The sequence below is a fragment of the Shewanella xiamenensis genome, assembly GCF_014647135.1.
GTDB lineage: Bacteria > Pseudomonadota > Gammaproteobacteria > Enterobacterales > Shewanellaceae > Shewanella > Shewanella xiamenensis.
Window position 1 is genome coordinate 118,527 of the sequence record NZ_BMOP01000004.1, and the last position, 18,979, is coordinate 137,505.

Annotated in this window: 15 protein-coding genes; 3 read left to right on the forward strand and 12 right to left on the reverse strand. The window is 44.3% G+C overall.

What is annotated here, in order from left to right:
• From IEY09_RS05365 to IEY09_RS05395, 7 genes are all read right to left on the reverse strand, one after another.
• On the reverse strand, nt 1–792 hold the full coding sequence (locus tag IEY09_RS05365; protein ID WP_088586899.1) for a DUF1365 domain-containing protein: 792 nt from the start codon (nt 790–792) through the stop codon (nt 1–3).
• Nucleotides 789–2,039, reverse strand: a complete 1,251-nt coding sequence (locus IEY09_RS05370; protein ID WP_188870168.1) for an NAD(P)/FAD-dependent oxidoreductase — start codon at nt 2,037–2,039, stop codon at nt 789–791. Before IEY09_RS05370 ends, IEY09_RS05365 begins: the two co-directional genes overlap by 4 nt.
• Nucleotides 2,036–2,836, reverse strand: a complete 801-nt coding sequence (locus IEY09_RS05375; RefSeq protein WP_099456815.1) for an SDR family NAD(P)-dependent oxidoreductase — start codon at nt 2,834–2,836, stop codon at nt 2,036–2,038. Before IEY09_RS05375 ends, IEY09_RS05370 begins: the two co-directional genes overlap by 4 nt.
• The gene (locus IEY09_RS05380) at nt 2,836–3,282 is read right to left on the reverse strand and encodes a nuclear transport factor 2 family protein (protein WP_037428819.1); all 447 of its coding nucleotides are present in this window, start codon (nt 3,280–3,282) and stop codon (nt 2,836–2,838) included. The genes IEY09_RS05375 and IEY09_RS05380 overlap by 1 nt, the downstream gene beginning before the upstream one ends.
• Nucleotides 3,283–3,326: 44 nt before the next feature.
• Complete coding sequence (phrB, locus tag IEY09_RS05385; protein ID WP_188870170.1) at nt 3,327–4,865, reverse strand: deoxyribodipyrimidine photo-lyase; 1,539 nt, start codon at nt 4,863–4,865, stop codon at nt 3,327–3,329.
• A complete protein-coding gene (locus tag IEY09_RS05390) occupies nt 4,855–5,892 on the reverse strand; it encodes a MerR family transcriptional regulator (RefSeq protein WP_188870171.1) in 1,038 nt (345 codons plus the stop codon). Before IEY09_RS05390 ends, phrB begins: the two co-directional genes overlap by 11 nt.
• 120 nt (nt 5,893–6,012) lie before the next feature.
• Nucleotides 6,013–6,966 (reverse strand): YbgA family protein, encoded by a 954-nt coding sequence (locus IEY09_RS05395; RefSeq protein ID WP_188870173.1) that lies wholly within the window; start codon nt 6,964–6,966, stop codon nt 6,013–6,015.
• Nucleotides 6,967–7,167: 201 nt separating this feature from the next.
• Here IEY09_RS05395 and IEY09_RS05400 point away from each other — a divergent pair, with 201 nt between their 5' ends.
• Nucleotides 7,168–7,677: a hypothetical protein gene (locus IEY09_RS05400; RefSeq protein ID WP_188870175.1), complete on the forward strand. Its 510-nt coding sequence runs from the start codon at nt 7,168–7,170 to the stop codon at nt 7,675–7,677.
• A 133-nt stretch (nt 7,678–7,810) separates the two neighbouring features.
• On the opposite strand, the gene IEY09_RS05405 is transcribed toward IEY09_RS05400, so the two are convergent.
• Together IEY09_RS05405 and IEY09_RS05410 are read right to left on the reverse strand one after the other, a co-directional pair.
• Entirely contained in the window at nt 7,811–9,040 is a 1,230-nt protein-coding gene (locus IEY09_RS05405) for a DEAD/DEAH box helicase (RefSeq protein ID WP_188870177.1), read from the reverse strand.
• 128 nt (nt 9,041–9,168) lie between these two features.
• Nucleotides 9,169–11,805 (reverse strand): bifunctional diguanylate cyclase/phosphodiesterase, encoded by a 2,637-nt coding sequence (locus tag IEY09_RS05410; protein WP_188870179.1) that lies wholly within the window; start codon nt 11,803–11,805, stop codon nt 9,169–9,171.
• Nucleotides 11,806–12,341: 536 nt separating this feature from the next.
• On the opposite strand from IEY09_RS05410, the gene IEY09_RS05415 reads away from it, so the two are divergent.
• On the forward strand, nt 12,342–14,762 hold the full coding sequence (locus IEY09_RS05415; protein ID WP_188870181.1) for a Lon protease family protein: 2,421 nt from the start codon (nt 12,342–12,344) through the stop codon (nt 14,760–14,762).
• Between the two features lie 79 nt (nt 14,763–14,841).
• Here the strand turns inward: IEY09_RS05415 and IEY09_RS05420 are convergent, their stop codons facing one another.
• Nucleotides 14,842–15,909, reverse strand: coding sequence for an alkene reductase (locus IEY09_RS05420; protein WP_037428790.1), 1,068 nt, complete (start codon nt 15,907–15,909; stop codon nt 14,842–14,844).
• Nucleotides 15,910–16,038: 129 nt separating this feature from the next.
• Here IEY09_RS05420 and IEY09_RS05425 point away from each other — a divergent pair, with 129 nt between their 5' ends.
• Nucleotides 16,039–16,620 carry a TetR/AcrR family transcriptional regulator gene (locus tag IEY09_RS05425; protein ID WP_055647802.1) on the forward strand — a complete coding sequence of 194 codons (582 nt, stop codon included), beginning with the start codon at nt 16,039–16,041 and terminating at the stop codon, nt 16,618–16,620.
• A 100-nt stretch (nt 16,621–16,720) separates the two neighbouring features.
• Here IEY09_RS05425 and IEY09_RS05430 read toward each other — a convergent pair whose 3' ends face one another.
• The gene (locus tag IEY09_RS05430; RefSeq protein ID WP_037420886.1) at nt 16,721–16,945 is read right to left on the reverse strand and encodes a TIGR02922 family protein; all 225 of its coding nucleotides are present in this window, start codon (nt 16,943–16,945) and stop codon (nt 16,721–16,723) included.
• Nucleotides 16,946–17,268: 323 nt separating this feature from the next.
• The gene (locus IEY09_RS05435; protein WP_188870183.1) at nt 17,269–18,837 is read right to left on the reverse strand and encodes a methyl-accepting chemotaxis protein; all 1,569 of its coding nucleotides are present in this window, start codon (nt 18,835–18,837) and stop codon (nt 17,269–17,271) included.
• Nucleotides 18,838–18,979 lie beyond the last annotated feature (142 nt).

Here is an 18,979-nt window from a genome sequence, read left to right on the forward strand (position 1 = left end):
TTATTTCTCCATTTGAGCAGGATGTGGCACAAAAGGCACTCGTTTGTAGAACAGCTTTAACGCCTGCCAGTAAATCCCACCGAAAATTTTCAACGTCATAAAAGGAAAGCGAAACAACAGCGTCCTAAGTGATGTGGCATTAATGTCTTGGCGAGTCATCGAAAGCGTTGCATTAAATAAACGCTTGCCTGAATGATTCGGCAGATTTTCTATACCAATATTTAAGCGTTCAGTGGGGGGGGCAACATGCCACTGGTAGCGCATATCAAGATTCATAAAAGGCGAAACATGGAACACTTTATCCGTTGTTTCAGGAGCCGATAAATCCACTAAATAGCAGTGGCGCTGATCCCACGGGGTGTTACTCACTTCGGCAAGCATGTATAAAGGCTGTTGATTTTGATAACAAAAATAGAAATTTACCGGGCTAAAATACACGCCAAAATGCCGAATTTGCCCAACAAATAGCACTCGATTACATCGCTCTTCACCGCCCAATTCTGCCAGTTGCTGAAGCACTCGGCTCTTGAGGGCTGAAGCACTCGGCTCCTCTATATCGAGTTTGCGGTTAAGATTGTCCTTTGAGGTAAACGTAGTGAGATAGTCCGCAGGATTAAATCTCAGCAAGGCGCGGCGCTGACTAGCAAATATCCGCCCCATACGACTGATAGAATCAACTTCATCCAAATCAATCGCCAGCAACGCCATTTGGTAGCTAAAGTGATGTTTTATTGGGGTAAAGCGACTATGCGTCACTGTGCCGTAGTAAATACCACTATTGAGCTCACTCATAGGCTGATCCCAAAATGGTCGCAAACATCTAACGCACTACGTACACCATCTTCATGGAAACCATTGTGCCAATAGGCCCCTGCAAAATGGGTGCGGTTTTTGCCAGAAATCTCCTCCCGCCTTGCCTGTGCCTGTAAACTACGTTCGTTAAAGACTGGATGAGCATAGTTGAAACGACGCAGAATTTTCGACTCATCAATGAGCTCACTCTGATTAAGCGTTACGCAAAAGGTTGGCGCGTCGCTAGGTAGGCGCTGCAGAATATTCATATTGTAAGTCACAGAGGCAGGGCGTTTTTTATCGCCATCTAAGCGATAATTCCAACTTGCCCAAGCCGCTTTACGCTTAGGTAAAATGCAGGTGTCCGTGTGCAGCACCACTTCATTATTTTGATACTGTAAGTCGCCCAAAATGGCTTTTTCAGCGGAGGTAGCATCGGTTAGCATCCCAAGCGCTTGATCGCTATGGCAAGCGAGAATCACTTCATCGAACACATGCCACTCTCCATTAACCTGAAGCTTGACGCAATCATCATGGCGTTCGATGGCACTGACTGGACTGTTTAAATGGAGGTTATCTTTAAATGGTGCAATTAAATCAGGAATATAACTGCGAGAGCCGCCCTTCAGCACATACCATTGTGGTCTATCAGTCACATTTAACAGCCCATGATGCTCGAAGAAACGAATAAAAAAGCGCAACGAAAAGGCACGCATATCTTCAATGCTCGATGACCAAATCGCCGCGCCCATTGGCAGAATGTAATGCTCAGCAAAAAAAGCTGAAAAACCTTCTCTGTCGAGGAAATTACCTAGGTTGGCTTCAGGATATTGATCCTGCTGATAAATAGCCTTGCAGCTTTTATTAAACCGAACAATTTCATTTAAAAAAGCCCAAAAGCGCGGATTCAGAAGGTTACGCTTTTGGGCAAACAAACTCGCAAAATGATGGCCATTGTATTCAAGCCCAGTGAGCGCATTGTGCACGCTAAAACTCATCTCTGTCGGCAAAATACTGACATTAAGGCGGGCTAACAACCGCTCAAAACGGGGATAAGTTCTATCGTTAAATACGATAAACCCAGTATCTATCGCATAGGTTTTACCTTGATAATCCACATCCACAGTGGCAGTGTGACCACCGATATAATCATTAGCCTCAAATACAGTCACTTTGTGTGACTGGCTCAATAGATGAGCGCAGGTCAGCCCTGAAATCCCAGTACCTACAATGGCAATATTTTTCATCTTCCGGTGTCCTTTAGCGCTTTTGCTTGGCTATCTCTTTGGATCATTTTTTGCCATACAAATGCTGGTAAAAATGACATCAATTTCAACAAATAAGTAAATCGTTTTGGAAAATGGATCTCTGCGTCGCCGCGTTCGATACCAACACGAATCGCCAACGAAGCTTCATGCACATCAATTTGCATTGGCATGGCAAAGTCATTTTTGGCGGTTAAGGGGGTTGCTACAAATCCAGGGCAAATCACGCTGACACGAATATCATCTTGCGCAACATCGAGTGACAGACTCGCAGCCAAGTACTTAACGCCCGCTTTAGATGCGCCGTAAGCCTCGGCACGGGGAAAGGGTAAATAAATCGCGCTGGAACTCATCAAGGCTAATTTCGATCCTTTTGGCATTAGAGGCAAAAATGCCCCTAAACAGTAGCCCATCGAAATCAAGTTAGTGTGAATGACTCGCTCAAAGAGCTGATCATCAAAATGTTTTGCATCGTCGATATACTCACAACTACCGGCGTTGAGGATCACGATATCCAATAGACATTCACTGCTCGAGAGCATATCGCCTAGCTCAGTAGCAGCCTGCTGGACTTGAACACGATCGCTAATATCAAAACTCAAGCAAGTGGCGCCTATCAATTCCTTCTGCGCCAACAAATCAAGTTTTGAGGCGTCACGGCCACAGGCAATCACATGCCAACCCAAGGCCAGATAATCCTTTGCTAACTGCAAACCGATACCTGAACTTGCCCCAGTTATCAGCACTGTATTGATTTTTTTGGTGAGCAAAGAGGTCATTACTTAGCCGCCCTATCTTTAAGCAAGCGAATAAGTCCGCCCATACAAGGCAAATGTTCATACAGCATTTGCCCGAGGTCGAAATAGTCCCGATGAAAATAAATGCGCTGATGAAACTTAAGCTGGCTCATCCCATCAACCCGAACTATCTCTCCTTTATTGAGCTTAGGATGACGATATTGCATTTGCCAAAACAGCGATGCTTGAGTGTCATCCTGTAATACTTCTTTGATTTCAAAATGAATATAGCCGATATTTTGATAAAGCTTGGCAAAATACTGTGTCAACGCGTTTAAGCCATTCACTTGATGCATAGGATCGATAAAACAAATATTGTCATCATAGACCTCTGCAAGTAGATGCAGATTATCCTTATTTAACGCTTGATAGAGGCTGATAAAATCATCTACTAATCCGCTATGCTCAATCTTCGCTTGGTTTATCATCCAGACACTCCCTAAGGGATAAGTATTAAGGTTGAACTTGTGGTCTAAGCCTTTTTCAGCACACCCAGTACCGTCAGCGCTCTTGCTCTTGCCGCATTGTGCTCAACAATCGCATAGGGATAATCCGCTTGCGATGCAAATAATGGTGCTTCAAACAACGAAGGCGTTTTTTGCTGATTCGGTTGATGCAATCGCTTAACGCCCCAAGATGCGAGTTCTGGTAAGTACTTACGAATAAAGCGGCCATCTGGATCAAACTTTTCGCTCTGGCTCATAGGATTAAAAATCCGAAAATACGGCTGCGCATCACAACCGCATCCTGCCGACCACTGCCAACCGCCGTTGTTAGCCGCCAGATCGCCGTCGATAAGATGCTGGCGGAAATACCGCTCGCCCCAACGCCAATCAATGAGCAGATGTTTGGTTAAAAAGCTCGCCACCACCATGCGTAAACGATTATGCATCCAGCCCGTTTGATTAAGTTGCCGCATAGCCGCATCCACTATCGGATAGCCGGTTTTGCCCTCGCACCAAGCTAAAAACTCATCGCGATTGTTGCGCCACGGCACATGATCGGCTTGGCGATTAAAATTGTGTCCCTTGGATAAATCAGGAAAAGCCACCAGCAAATGACGGTAGAACTCCCGCCAAATCAGCTCATTTAGCCATGTACGCCCGGGGCTAGTGTCATCAACCATTACCTCAGGGAAACGTTGTAAAAGCGCCGCGACACATTGCCTTGGGCTGAGTACACCAATCGCCAGATAAGGGGAGATAACACTGGTGCCATCAATGGCGGGGAAATCTCTATCTTGCTTATAGTCTTGCACTTTTTGCTGAATAAATTGATTAAGCAGCCGCTTGGCTTGCCCCTCACCTGCCGCCCACTGTTCACTCGAGATAAGCGGGGTTGATATGGTTTGATTTAAACCTGTTTCTGATGGCGTAGTGCCCTTGTTAGTCGGAGAATCAGCAAAGCCGATATTTTTAAAAAATAATGGCTTAAGCTCCGATAAGATAGGACCAAGTGGTGCTGGCACACCCAGCGGCACAATAGGCTGCTTTGCGGCAACCTCTCGCCACTTGCGGCTAAAAGGAGTAAACACCCGATACATGTCACCGCTTAAATTGAGCACAGTTCCCGGTGGTAATAAGCAATGTTCATCACTAAGCACCAAAGGAATCCCCGCCTCAATACAAGCTTGATCGCGCTTTTGCTCATTGATCTCAGGTTCTCGTCCTGCAAATACCCGTCCAATACTATGCTCTTCACAATAACCCGTTAAAAATGCGGGAATATCTTTAAAGCTATCAAGTTGAATGAGTTCAAATTCAACCCCTAAACTCGCCAGTCCTTGGGCCAGTAGATTCAAATGCCGCTGAATAAAGTCGAGTTGAATTGGCGCGATATCATGCCGACGCCATTGACTTGGGGTGGCAATGTAAATCGCTTTAAGCTTGGCGGCGTGATGTTGCCTTACCCAATCACAGGCGGCCGTAAACGCCTGATTATCGGTAAGGCGCAGATCTTGGCGAAACCACATTAACGCCTGTTTCTCCAAACCGCATTGATTAATGCTCATCGGCGCTCTCTCCTTCAATCAGTGCAGCATTAGCCTGGTTTTTCTGTCTACGATACTGTTTTTTATGTTGTTGCTTTGCGGTCGTTATTTGCAGAATGATCTCAGTAACGCTAGGGGCGATATAGTCCGATAAAGTGGTTAGTGTCGGCGCGAAAGGGCCAACGAGATAGCAAGCGAGTGACTTAGTTTCCAGCAACATTTGCAGCTCTGTCTGCTTTGATAGTGAGTGATTCGCCTCTGGCAATAACACTAACGCATCAACCTTAAGCCTGTTATTGATTAGCCCAAGACTGCAGATATGTTGCACGCCTAAGTTGACCACTGAGACTCTTAAATCGGCAAGTTCCAGTAATAGTGCAAGGCAATACAAACGGTTAGTAAGGCTTGAACTGGGCGCAAGCGTAGGCTCTGTATTTTTTTGCGATGTAACATAAGGCAAACGCACTAACGCAATCTGGGGCGAACTTGCTAGCCCCGCTACGCTTAAACGCCCACCGATACGGCTAGCTAACTCACTGTCTAACCAAGCAAGTAGCAGCTCCACATCTAAACGCGGCTCCAATAAAGGCATTAATTGTGCAAACCAAGCTTGTAGCAGTTTTTGTTTAACCAATTGAAATGGATATAAGCCCAAGGCTTCATCTAAGATTTGGTGAAACTTGAGCTGATCTAACTCAAAAAATGCAGTATTTAACGCCAATATCTGCTCATGCCAAAAATCAGACGATTGAGATTGCACACTCGCGACATCTATCGCTTTAGCCGAACTCATCAATAATGGCTTAACCTTACTGATGGCAACGCCTTTTGCTAACCATGCATTAATCTCATGGATTTGTTGAATATTTTCGGCAGTATACAGCCTGTGCCCCTTGGGAGTGCGCTCAGGGATAACAAGCCCAAAACGCCGCTGCCATGCCCTTAATGTCACCGCATTAACGCCAGTAAGCCGCGACACCTCACCGATCGGCAGCAATTCGCTACTGCTGGGATTATCAGCTGCAAGCTCTAAATTATGATCTTCCATTTTTGTCTCTTAACTCATGAATCAGATTGGTTGGCCTAAGCATGTTGTGCTAAACCATTTCGCCAATCGTGGTTTGTATCTGCTAAGCCATTTTTATCAAACGCACATATCAGCAAAAACCTAGTAGGCATAACGCAGTTTTAACTCCTCCGGATGGGGATTTAAGTACACTTGATCTTCAATATATGGCGTTGGGAATTGTCTTAAGTAATGGTTAATCAAGGTGATAGGCACTAACAGAGGCAAGAGTCCTTGACGATATTTCATAATCATTTCAGACAGTTCTTGTTTTTGCTCCTTAGTTAAGTGCTTTTTAAAATAGCCCTGAATATGCTGCAAGGTGCTGGTATGATTTCTACGGGTCGCATTGATTTTTAAGGCGGTCATAAAGCCTGTAAAATAGCGGTCAGCGGTCGCTTCAATATCCTCAATATTGGCCACAATCGGTCCAAGCTCGCGATACCATTTAGGACTGTGGGCCATTAATAAGTACTTATAACTGGAGTGAAACTTCACTAACTTATGCTTAGTCAGCCCCTCGTGACGCATTGTATGCCAGTCGTGATAGGCGTAGACCCGAGTAAAAAAGTTTTCCCGCAGCACCATATCGTGCAAACGCCCTTCTTCTTCAACCGGTAAATGGGGATAACGCTCCATTAATTTGCGGGCAAATACGCCAATACCGGATTTAGAGCCGTTATTGGTGCCAATCTTGTACTCTGTCACACGTTCCATACCGCAGGTTGGGGATTTAGCACATAGTAGATAACCGCCTAAAAAATCTAACTCTTCTACTTTGCGCTCACTGAAATCATTGAGTTTTTCGGTGACATCTAAACTTCCATCCGCGCTCTGTACCCGTATTTGTTCACCATCGCGTACTAAACGAATACTTTTACGAGGTGCGCCTAGGCCAATCGCCATTTCTGGGCAGATAGGAACATAATCAAAAAATGGGGCAATTTCTTGATTACAATAGGAGGAATTTTTATGACCACCGTCAAAACGTACCTTCTCCCCTAACAGGCACGCACTGATCCCTATTTGAATACGTTGCGGATTAAACTTGTACATAATGAGATTCCTTGTATCAATTTAGATACTATTACGGACCACTCTTGTACAAGGATCAAGTTTTTGTACAATTTTTTATAAAAATATTTTTCTACTAAAAATCCAACGAAAGTCGCCAGAGTTTGGCCTTGATATTGCTTAATTTATTTGCCCTATTGGCGCGGCATCTGAAAGTGAAAATCGACGAGGAAAAATAAGGAAATGACTGTCATCAATCCCAATAGCTATGCGGCCATCGCGTTGAACCAAGTAAAATCGTTGCAAACTCAGCAAACGCAAGGTGTATCAAGCCCTGCGGAAAATCCGAGAGCTCAAATGACAGCCCCGCAAGATACAGTCACCCTATCTGGCGGCGTGACTCGAGATGCTGAAAGCAGTGATACCTATAGTCAGCTTGCGCCTAATGCCAAACAACATTACACCGCTAATGTGCAACATATTGCCGGTACGGCAGAGACTGAAAAGCCGCATAATAGATTAGAAGACGCAATGCAGGCGATTCTCGATAAACGCACAGGCATTGATAGGGATAAGCTTAAACAGCTAGATGCGGAGATAGCAAAAATAGCCGGTGATGACAGCTTATCCGAAGAGGAAAAAGCAAAAAAAATTGAATTACTTCAAGCTCAAAAAGTGGAGCTAATTAAAGAAGCTACTGAGAAAAATGAAGAACGACAACGCAATAACCAGGCTGAAGTGTATTTTAGTTAATAACGCGAGCGGTATGGCGAGCACAACAAGCCCAACTTAATCATCATGCAAAGCCATTGGTGAAATGATTATCCGCCCTATCAAAGGGCGGCTCGCTATCAGAATAAAAGCTTAAATAACCTTGTCGCCTTAATTAGCGCTTTTTACCACCTAAGGCGCGTTTTTTAGCCCGTTGTTTTTGAGCAGCTTTGCTATTGCGCCTTGGCTCGGAGACCATTTTGTTAAAATCGGGTTCAAAGCCAGGATACCACTGCTGTGGCAAACGCTTATCGAGCAGTACCTCGACCTCTTCAAGTAATAGCGCATCCTCTTGGCTAAAAAGCGTAATGGCCATCCCGGCACTGCCAGCCCGACCTGTACGACCGATACGGTGAATATAATCTTCAGCAATAAACGGTAATTCGAAATTAATCACATACTGTAGCTCAGCAATATCAAGCCCACGAGCTGCCACATCGGTGGCAACTAAGACTTGCACTTGTCCTTGTTTAAACTCCTGCAATACCTTTTCCCGCGCACCTTGGGACAAGTCGCCATGGAAAGCTTGCGTTGCCACCCCGAGTTGATTGAGCTGAGTGGTCAGCTTATCGACTCCCTGTTTAGTGCGACTAAATATCAACACTTGCTGCCAATTTTTGCTACGGACTAAATGGCTGACAAACTCAGTTTTACGATCGCTATCTATCGCATAGACTCGCTGCTCTATCTGGGCCGCGGTCGTATTACGTTTAGCCACTTCAATCAGCTTGGGATTACGCAGAAGGTTTTTGCTGAAACTAAAAATCGAATCATCCAAAGTGGCGGAAAATAGCAGGGTTTGTCGGTGAGCGGGCACTTGCTTAAGCACGGCTTTGATTTCATCCATAAATCCCATATCAAGCATCCGGTCGGCTTCATCAAACACCAGTGTGTTCAATTGGTTAAGATTGAGTGCACCCTGACGTAAATGATCAAGCAAGCGGCCTGGGGTTGCAATCAACACATCAATCCCGGCGTTAAACACCGCTTGCTGCGCCTCGATGCTGACGCCACCGTAGGCTATGCCCACACGAATATCTGTGCCTTTCGCATATTTTACAAAGCTTTGCTGAACTTGTAGTGCCAGCTCCCTTGTTGGCACTAAAACTAAGGCGCGGATTTCTTTTGGCGCCTTAAGGTTTTGGTTATCAGCCATTAACAACTGCAGAATGGGTAAAGCAAAAGCAGCAGTTTTCCCCGTCCCCGTTTGAGCCCCCGCCATCACATCCTGTTTTGCTAAAATGGCGGGAATGGCTTCGACTTGAATAGGCGTGGGTTGTTGATAACCAAGTTCAGCTAAGGTGTTAACTAATTGGGTATTTAAGGAAAGCGCGCTAAAAGACATGAAACATCACCAAAAACAATCATGCCGCAATGTTAGCAGACCGGACGGACTGCGACCAGTTTACGCTCGCGCCTTTAATATCATGCTTATCGGTCACAGCCACACTACTACTTAGGTTTGGTAAACAATTACGCTTCAGTAAAAAAGGCCTCAACATCCGCTGGTAATTGTGGGCGGCTAAAGAGATATCCCTGTGCTTGGTCGCAAAAATTTTGAGTTAAAAACTCGGCTTGCTCGGTGGTTTCTACCCCTTCCGCAACAATATCTAATTTTAAGGCATGGCCAAGGGCAATCACAGCTTTAGCTATCGCGGTATTGTTGGTATCGAAGGGAATGTCTCGTACGAAAGACTGGTCGATTTTAAGCTTATGAATTGGAAGTTTTTTCAAATAATTCAGTGATGAATAACCCGTACCAAAATCATCGACCGAGAGCTCAATGCCCAAATCACCTAACAATTTTAAATCACGAATCGCGACATCCGGATTATTCATCATCACACTTTCTGTCACTTCAAGCTCAAGGCAAGTTGCAGGTAAGCCTGTTTGCGTTAGGATACGTTTCACGTCCTCCACAAAGGAGCCACGTTGCAACTGCTGTCCTGCGACGTTAACCGCAATGCGGCCAAACTGTTTACCGTCAGCCAACCAACGCACACCTTGCTGGCAAGCCGTTTCAAGCACCCACAAACCAATATCGTAAATTAAGCCTATTTTTTCGGCGACGGGAATAAACATCCCAGGGGAAATTTGTCCTAAAATCGGATCGTTCCAACGCAATAGCGCCTCAACTCCAACGGTTTTACGGGTCACCAAATTTAATTTGGGTTGATACATCAAATACAGAGAATTTTGCTCAAGTGCACCATAAAGCGCACTCTGCAACTTTAAATGCTCGATCGATTCTTTAGTCAATGATTCAGTGTAAAAGGCATAATTATTTCGCCCCTCACTCTTAGCGCGATACATGGCGGCATCGGCATTGCGTAGCAGCGTATCAGCATTACTACCATCACTTGGGTAAAGGGAAATCCCCATACTGGCGGTAAGGCGTAAATGATCCCCGGTGCTTACCACAAAAGGTAGATCAAATACTTGGCGCAATTGGTTAATTGCCGCTGTAGCATCCTCATGGCCTTGAATGCCGGAAATCAGCGCCACAAACTCATCGCCACCAATACGTGACAACACATCTTGCTCCTGTAATTGGCTGCGAAGACGTTTAGCCAGTTCCACCAGCATTTCATCGCCAATACTATGACCAAAACTGTCATTAATGTGTTTAAACAAATCCACATCAATAAAGACTGTCGCTAATTGGGCATTGAGTCGTTTCGCATGTCTGAGTTCTTGCTTAAGCTGCATCATCAGCTTCATGCGATTCGGCAAATGAGTCAGTGGGTCAAAATAAGCTAAATGAGCAAGTTGCGCTTCACTCTGCTTTTGAGCGGAGATATCGGCAAAGACTGCGACAAAATAGCGGATCTCCCCAACCTCATCGTAGATGGCGCTAATAGTGATATTTTGCGGAAAAATAGTGCCATCTTTACGTCGATTCCAAATTTCACCATTCCACTTACCAGCATCGAGTAAATGATTCCACATGGTTTCAAAAAAAGCTCTATCGTGACGGCCGGAATTAAATAAGCGTGGATTTTGCCCAACTAACTCTTCCCGCGAGTAACCTGTAATCTCGTAAAAGGCACCATTAACATCGGTAATATTACCGTGCCTATCAGTCACGACTACACCTTCAAGGGAGTGTTTAAAGACATTGGTAGCGAGGGTAAGTTGTTCTTCCACTTCTTTATGTTTAGAGATATTACGGGTCATGCCTATCACGCCCGCCAGTTCACCCTCGGGCGTTAAGGCGGGGATTTTAAGGGTCTCTAGCCATAAGTGTTTATTTTGATTCTCACCATCTAAACATTCGGCAACAATAATTGGCGCCCCAGTCTCAATAGCAAGTTTGTCACCATTGAGAAAAATATCCGCAATCGCTCTGCCAAATAGCTCTTCGTCCGTCTTACCAATAATGTCACTACGGGGTAGCTCCCACGCATTTTCAACACTTTGGTTGCAAATGGTGTAAACACCGTCGGTATTTTTGACCCAAATATGCTCTTCAAAACTATCGATAAAGGTCTGCAAGTCAATAACATCCATCGACTTCGCATCACCGCGCAAGGCGGCCATTTGCAGTCGTTGAGCCCTGTGCAACTCACTCAAATTAAGCTGTAGGCTATTAACCGTTAGGGACGCGAGTTGCAGTGCCTTATCATCTAACTGTAAAGGAGTATGATGATATAAACAAAATACCCCGAAATGCGCTCCAGAATTCCAGATGATAGGCAAATAAATTAAGCTTCCAAGTCCGGTATCACGCCATTTTGGCGTTGATTTTACATCAGGGATCAAGGCTTGCTTGAATGCAGCAGCATGACGTACATCCAACGGAATATTAACCTGATGATGACTAAAGGTACTCGATTCGTTGAAGGGATCATGGGAAGCGGAGCGAGTGGATGGGGTATTAACTTTAGGTGTCGCGTGTTGATAGAGGTTTAAATGAGCTTTATGATTAAAATGCCGAACAAGAGCTTCTATATCAACAAGTTGGCATCGTTCAGACTGAATTAACTGACGATATTCACCCGCTGCATTCGCAGTTAAAATCACCGCATGCGACTGAGTGATATTGGCGACTAACTGTAAGTCGTTTGCCCAATCTGTTAACTGCTTTTGTGAAATTGCAAAATCAATCATAAGCTTGCTAACTATAGCCTCTACAATTCCATGTTAAATAAGGACAACAAGCGCCCCCCTAAAAAACACTACACCAACAACAATACCCACCCACTGTCTGAACAAAATCTGAGCCTAGGCTGAAGTACAAAACCAGTACAATCCCATGCTCAATTGACAGATATTACCGCAGACACTCAATCATCGTCATTCACTAATACATAATTATTTGAGTTATTAGCAGATTAGTTTGTTTCAGATAACGAAATTTAAACACCATTATCGCCAACAGACTCACTGTCGATAAAGGTTAGGCTCAAAGCTACTCAAAAATGAGTTCGTCAATAAAAGCTTAGCAATAAAACATTTGAATAAAAATCAAACATCTTCATCTTAGTTTTGCAAGCAAAAATTCACGCCAACAAACAGGGCCGAATCCCAAGGCATAGCCTCCTCGCATAAGGATTGTTTAAGTAGAAATTACCGTCTTTTCATTGACAATAACATTATCCTATTGTCTACAATGGAAATAATCAGAAAGAAAAACAAGGATTTTTATGCCTACCGTGCCGACAGCCACACCCGCTATCCCGCTAACGAGCCAGCAGCTTTACCGAAAGTCAGAACTTAAACAGCTTAATACTGAGTGCCAATCTACAGCCCAGCTCACGCCACTCGATGATATTGTTGGCCAAGAACGTGCCCAACAGGCGGTAGAATTTGCCATGGGGATAAAAGAAAAGGGCTATAACATCTATGCGATCGGCCAAAATGGTCTCGGTAAACGAACCATGATGCTGCGCTATCTCAATCGCCACGATCCCATAAAACCCGCGTTATTTGACTGGTGCTATGTGGTCAACTTTGACGATACCCGCAGCCCTAAAGTGCTAAAACTCACCGCAGGCACGGGGCAAGAGTTTAAGAAATCCATCGAGAAACTCATGCTCAAACTGGTAAGAGCATTACCCTTAGCCTTTGATAATGAAATGTATTATGCCAGAGCTGAAAAACTTAAAAGCCAACTGATACAAAAGCAAGAAACCGCACTCACAGAGCTCAGCGAAGAGGCCAAACAAAAAAATATTAGTCTGAGCTTAACCATGCAGGGAGATTATCAAATGATCGCCCTCAATGGTGATGAACCCCATGATGAAGCCAGCTTCAGCGCCCTCACGGAAGCCGAGCGTAGTCAATTCGAAAGCAATATCAATGGGCTAGAAGTAAAACTCAGGAGTATTATTCGCCAAAACACTGAATGGGAAGAAGAATTTAGTGATACTCAGCAGGAACATGATGAACAAGTTGCCAAGGATGTGTTGATCCACTTTTTTAAGCCATTGAAGGATAAGTACAAACATCAACCAGATGTCAGAGCATTTTTAACCGGAATGCAGGCAGATATCCTAAGTAATTTAGATATTTTCCTTGAAGAAAGCGAAGAACAACTCGCCCTAGCCTACGCTTCACTTGAAAAGAAAATGCCCCGCCGCTATCAGGTCAATGTACTTGTATGCCAAGGCGAACAGAAATTCCCCATCGTGGTCGAAGAAAGCCCAAGCTACCACAGCCTGTTTGGTTATGTTGAAAACGCGACCTTCAGAGGTACAGTGTTTACCGACTTTTCATTGATCCGCCCAGGAAGTTTACATAAGGCAAACGGTGGCGTGCTATTAATGGACGCGATCAAAGTGCTTGAACGCCCCTATGTTTGGGATGGGTTAAAGCGAGCATTGCGTTCACGCAAGTTGGATCTGAGTTCATTAGAGCGGGAAGTCTCACTATCTGGCACCATTTCATTAGCACCGGAACCGATCCCGTTGGATGTAAAAATTATCCTGTTCGGCGACCATGAAACCTACCAACTATTACAGCATTATGATCCTGATTTCAGTGAGTTATTTAGGGTAACTGCCGACTTTGAAGATGTCATGGATAGAACCGACGACTCCGAAGCCCATTATGCCCGATTTATTTCCAGTATTGTCCACGATAACAACATGCTGCACTGCGACCGTAGCGCCATTGCACGCATCATTGAATACAGCTCACGTGAGGCACAGGATCAACAGAAGCTCTCACTGCACTCTGCTAATATTGCCAACCTATTACGGGAATCCAACTTTTGCGCAAAAGCCGCAGCAAGTGAACAAATAGAAAAGCAGCATGTTGAACAGGCACTTAAAAATCAAGAGAAACGCGTCTCCCGCCTGCATGACAACATCATGGAAAGCTTCGTGAATGGCACCACACTAATTAATACTCACGATAAAGTCGTTGGTCAAATCAATGCGTTATCTGTTGTTTCTACTTCAGATCATCAATTTGGTCTGCCTAATCGCATCACCGCCACGACCGCGTATGGTAAAGGAGAAGTGCTGGACATCGAACATAGGGTCAAACTCGGTGGGCGAATACATTCTAAGGGCGTTTTAATCCTTACCGCCTATTTAGCCTCTGTGTTAGGTAAAACCGCGCAAATTCCTCTCACCACTTACCTCACCTTCGAGCAATCCTACAGCGGTGTCGATGGTGATAGTGCGTCAATGGCCGAATGCTGCGCTATTATCTCCGCTATCAGTGAGTTGCCCTTAAGACAAGATATTGCCATTACTGGCTCAATGAATCAGTTTGGCGAAGCTCAACCTATCGGCGGGGTTAATGAGAAAATTGAAGGCTTTTTCGATGTGTGTCAAATCAAGGGCAGAACCTCCAGTCAAGGAGTGATTATTCCCAAGTCGAATATTGCAAACTTAATGCTACGCCAAGATATTGTGGAAGCGGTTGAACGTGGTGAATTCCATATTTGGGCGATTAACCATGTTACTCAAGCGATGACTTTGCTATTAGGTAAAGCCGCTGCGATAGTGCAAACCGATGAGAGTAAACACACAGAGCACTATGCATCGGATTGCGTGTTCGGCATTGCCCAACACAAACTTAATGCTTTGAGAACACTCAGCAAAACGAATTCATAGTCTCGATTGAACAACAGATACAAAAAGCAAAAAGGGTTAGCTTAGCTAACCCTTTTTTACCAGCGTTGCAATCTAAACCTTAAATCAAGGTTGCTAACATCTCATCACTATAAGCCACCAGCTCCTCGCCTTTACGCACTTTAGCAACATAATCGGGGTTAGCGATAAAGGGGCGACCAATTGCAATTAAGTCAAATTTATTCTCAGCAATGGCCTTGCTCGCCGTCTGTGCACTATAACTGCCCACACCCACTAGCGTTTTGCCATAGTGTGCACGAACATAACTTGATGCAGAGCCGCCTAAGTAATCAAACTCCATACTGTCATCGAAAATACCGATATGCACAAAGGCCAGATCGCGTTTTTCTAACTCAGGAAGTAAATAATCAAAAACCGCACGGTCACGGCTATCGCTTGCCATATTGAAATAGGCGCCGGGGGAAATACGTAAACCCGTTCTGTCTTTACCAATACGTGCGGCAATTGCATCGACCACTTCTAAGGCAAACCGTGACATATTGGCTGGTGTGCCACCATATTCATCGGTACGACGATTACTATCATGGTGTAAGAATTCATCAATCAAGTAACCATTAGCACCGTGGATCTCAACGCCATCAAAGCCGGCTTCAATCGCATTCTCAGCCGCTTTTGCATAATCACGCACCAGCCCCTGAATATCTTCAACCGTTGCAGCTTTTGGCGTTACATAGGTCAATTCACGCATTCTTGGCACACTGCCTTCAATTTTCTGGGCAGAAGGAGCCAGCACATCACCACCACCGAAGAAATGTGGATGAGCAACACGGCCTGTATGCCATAATTGCACAAAAATCTTACCGCCATTGGCATGCACAGCATCTGTCACTTTGCGCCAGCCTGCAATTTGCCCTTGGGTAAAAATACCGGGAGTGTTTGGGTAGCCTTGGGCATCTGGGCGAATAATCGTGGCCTCGGAGATAATCAATCCGGCTTCAGCACGGCGTGCATAGTAAGCCACCATATCATCGGTAGGAACCAAGTCGGCATCAGCCATACAGCGCGTTAATGGCGCCATCAAAATACGGTTTTTTAAGGTTATCGTGTCATTAAGCTTATAGGTGTCGAATAGATTACCTACAGAATTCACTGCATTTTCAATCGTCATTGGTTAAACCCCATTCTTGAATGTACGTTCAAGATATTACTATTTGAATGATCATTCAAGAACATTTTTGAATGTTTGTTCAAAATTAGTTAGAATCTCCGGCAAGTATCGGTAAGAGGTAAGAATGCAATGCGAAACGCAGAGTTTGATAGGGCGCAAGTACTTAGGGGGGCAATGGCGGCCTTTATGCGTAAGGGATATACCAAGACCAGCATGCAAGATCTCACCCAAGCCACCGGATTACACCCTGGGTCCATTTACTGTGCTTTTAGTAATAAACGTGGATTACTCATTGCCGCTATCGAGCAATATCAACAGGATAGAAACGAGCAATTCAAGCTTATCTTCTCCAATAACCAGCCAGTGCTTAAAAATTTAAAAACTTACTTAGATAATGTCGTCGTCGAATGTATCAGCTGCGATAGCCAGCAAGCCTGTTTACTGACCAAAGCGTTAAATGAAATCGCCGAGCAAGACGATGAGATTCAACATATTATCAGTCAGAATCTCCACCTATGGCAAAACGCACTCACCGCACAATTTGAACTTGCAGCTTCTCAAGGAATGTTACAAGGGCAGCTCAATAGCGAGCAGAGAGCACAATATTTAATGATGGGAATTTATGGCTTACGAACCTTCGCCCACACCCATCCGCAGGCGGAGATATTGCAGCAATTAGCCAATAAACTGTTTGATGATGTTTGCAGATAACAGCCGAACCTGACGCTTATTTAACCGAACGCATAAAGCAAAAGGACGATAAATCAACTTATCGTCCTTTCAATATGATGTTTTGCCAGTATATTTTTTCTTAACCTATATTTGCCTGTGCAAAAACACGCTCACCGAGTGAGTTCAAAATCTTACACTCACCTTCTAATACGGCAATAATGGATTTTCCTTTGCGAAAACTTGCAGGAATCATCACACGACCTGACTCGCTAACAGGTAAACCTTGTAACACCGAATTGTGCATAATTAACCCAACGGGCGCATCATAATACAAAACTGTAACAGTCGCTTGTGTTGCTTGCATAACTTTTAACTCACATTAAGCAGAATCTACTGCTATCGATCAAAGTGGCAAGAGTCTCCGTTCATCTCTTATGAAAACAAAACTCAAAACTTTTTTTACCATTTAAAATCAACAAATTAAAAACTCAAAGCGATATAACTTTGTACAAAAGATAAAGACATCATCGCGCCATGAATATCACATCATTTAAGCACTTCGGCAAATAGATGCCAATCTATTTCTATTTTGTTAATCAAATCCGCGCAATCGATCACACTTAAGTAACAAGGGCAGATGAATATTTATCTACAAAATAAAAGCGTTAATTCTATATTAAACTACTGTTACTTCGCTTTAAACCCTACTCGAAAACCGCCCCAGTGTTTACCATTAACATAAATGGGTACTGACAAGTCATGCATAATCTCCCCGGTATCTCGCTTATAGGTTTGCAGTAAAACAGGATCCGTATGTGTCCCACAACGGCTGCCCGTTGGGTCATTAAATAAGCGTTTAGTGCGATTATGCACCATATCAACCTCAACTTTGCCCGTTAATGCTTGGCTAAAGCGTTTATTATGGGTTGGGAAATAACCTTTTTTATCAACGGCTCCAGCATAAATGATCTCACTATGCTTAGCTAAAATCGGTTCTTGAATCGCGGGAAAATGTTGATCGGTGAAACGGTCAAATGCTGTGGTATATTTCTGCGGCTGAGTATTGGCAATTGGCTGATATTTGGGACTAAACAACTCTGCTTCCGTAAAACTACGATTAGCTAATCCTTGCGCAAGTTTCTCTCCGCAAGCTTTTGCCGCTTCATTAGCGACTAATAGCACTTGTTGATCAAAGGTTTGAGTATCCCAATGAGACAATGCTTTAAATATACCCTCTGTCGTTAATGACAGGGTAAACGCCTGCTCAGAAACCGTCATGCTTTGTCTTCCTGTCGCAGTCAGCGAGTCACGGATCTGCGCTACCGAGTTGCTAATCTCATTGGTGGTATGATTGTATTGCTTAAGGGATTCTTCCATATCTCCAAGCGCATGCGCAGAACGAGTTACAGAGGTTGAGATATCAGTAAAGTGACCATCCAACTCCCCCATCGCACCGACAACATCAGCAGTTTGCAAAACCACTCGTTCCATTAACGCTGAACTTTTGTCTGTTTCAGCACGAATTTCGAGCAGCATCTTACCGATATCTTGGGTCGCTCCAGCCGTTTTTCCGGCAAGGCTTCGAACCTCATCAGCTACCACAGCAAAGCCTCGCCCTTGCTCTCCAGCTCTTGCCGCTTCAATAGCAGCATTTAATGCCAGTAAGTTTGTTTGTTCCGCAACCGAATTAATGACCTCGGTGATTTTTTGAATTTGTTCAGCTTTTGACTTTAAGGCCTGCACTTGCTGAGCGGCAGTGTTGATATCAGCATTTAATGATTCGATAGCAGATACGCCCTTTTGTGCTTGAGTTCTGCCTTGCACACTCAAGCGCTCAGCCTCTTGGGTTTGGACTAAAATGCTGCTGGCATTATCACCAAGCAAAGCAGTTGTATTACTCAATTGCGCCGCAGCCACCGCGATAGCACTCGCATGTTCACCATTGGACTCAATCGATTTATTCAATAAATCAATAAAATGTGAGACCTCAGCTGCACCAATTGCAATCTTACTGGTTTGGACGCTGATATCATGTTCAGGAGAGCTTAACCGATTGAGCCTAAGAGCATTTTCATCAGGATTTGGCGCCTTGATACTCAAAAAACGCTTAACAATCCATAATACCCACACACAAACTATCCCGCCTAAAACCAAGGCATGTGTAAAACCGGATAAGGAGATGGCATTAAGTAAAAGGCTGCCAAACACAACTAAGACTAAACTCAGTGCAATGACGATTTTATGTTGTAATTCCATATTTGTATCTCACCAAGAAAACGCACATGCAAAGTGAGAGAAGTGAGTATTCACTTGCTATCCATTGCTATTTGATTGGCCGCAGTAAGCAGAATAGACAAATTCAAACACTGCGTAGTGAGTCTATCCTTCTGACTAAATT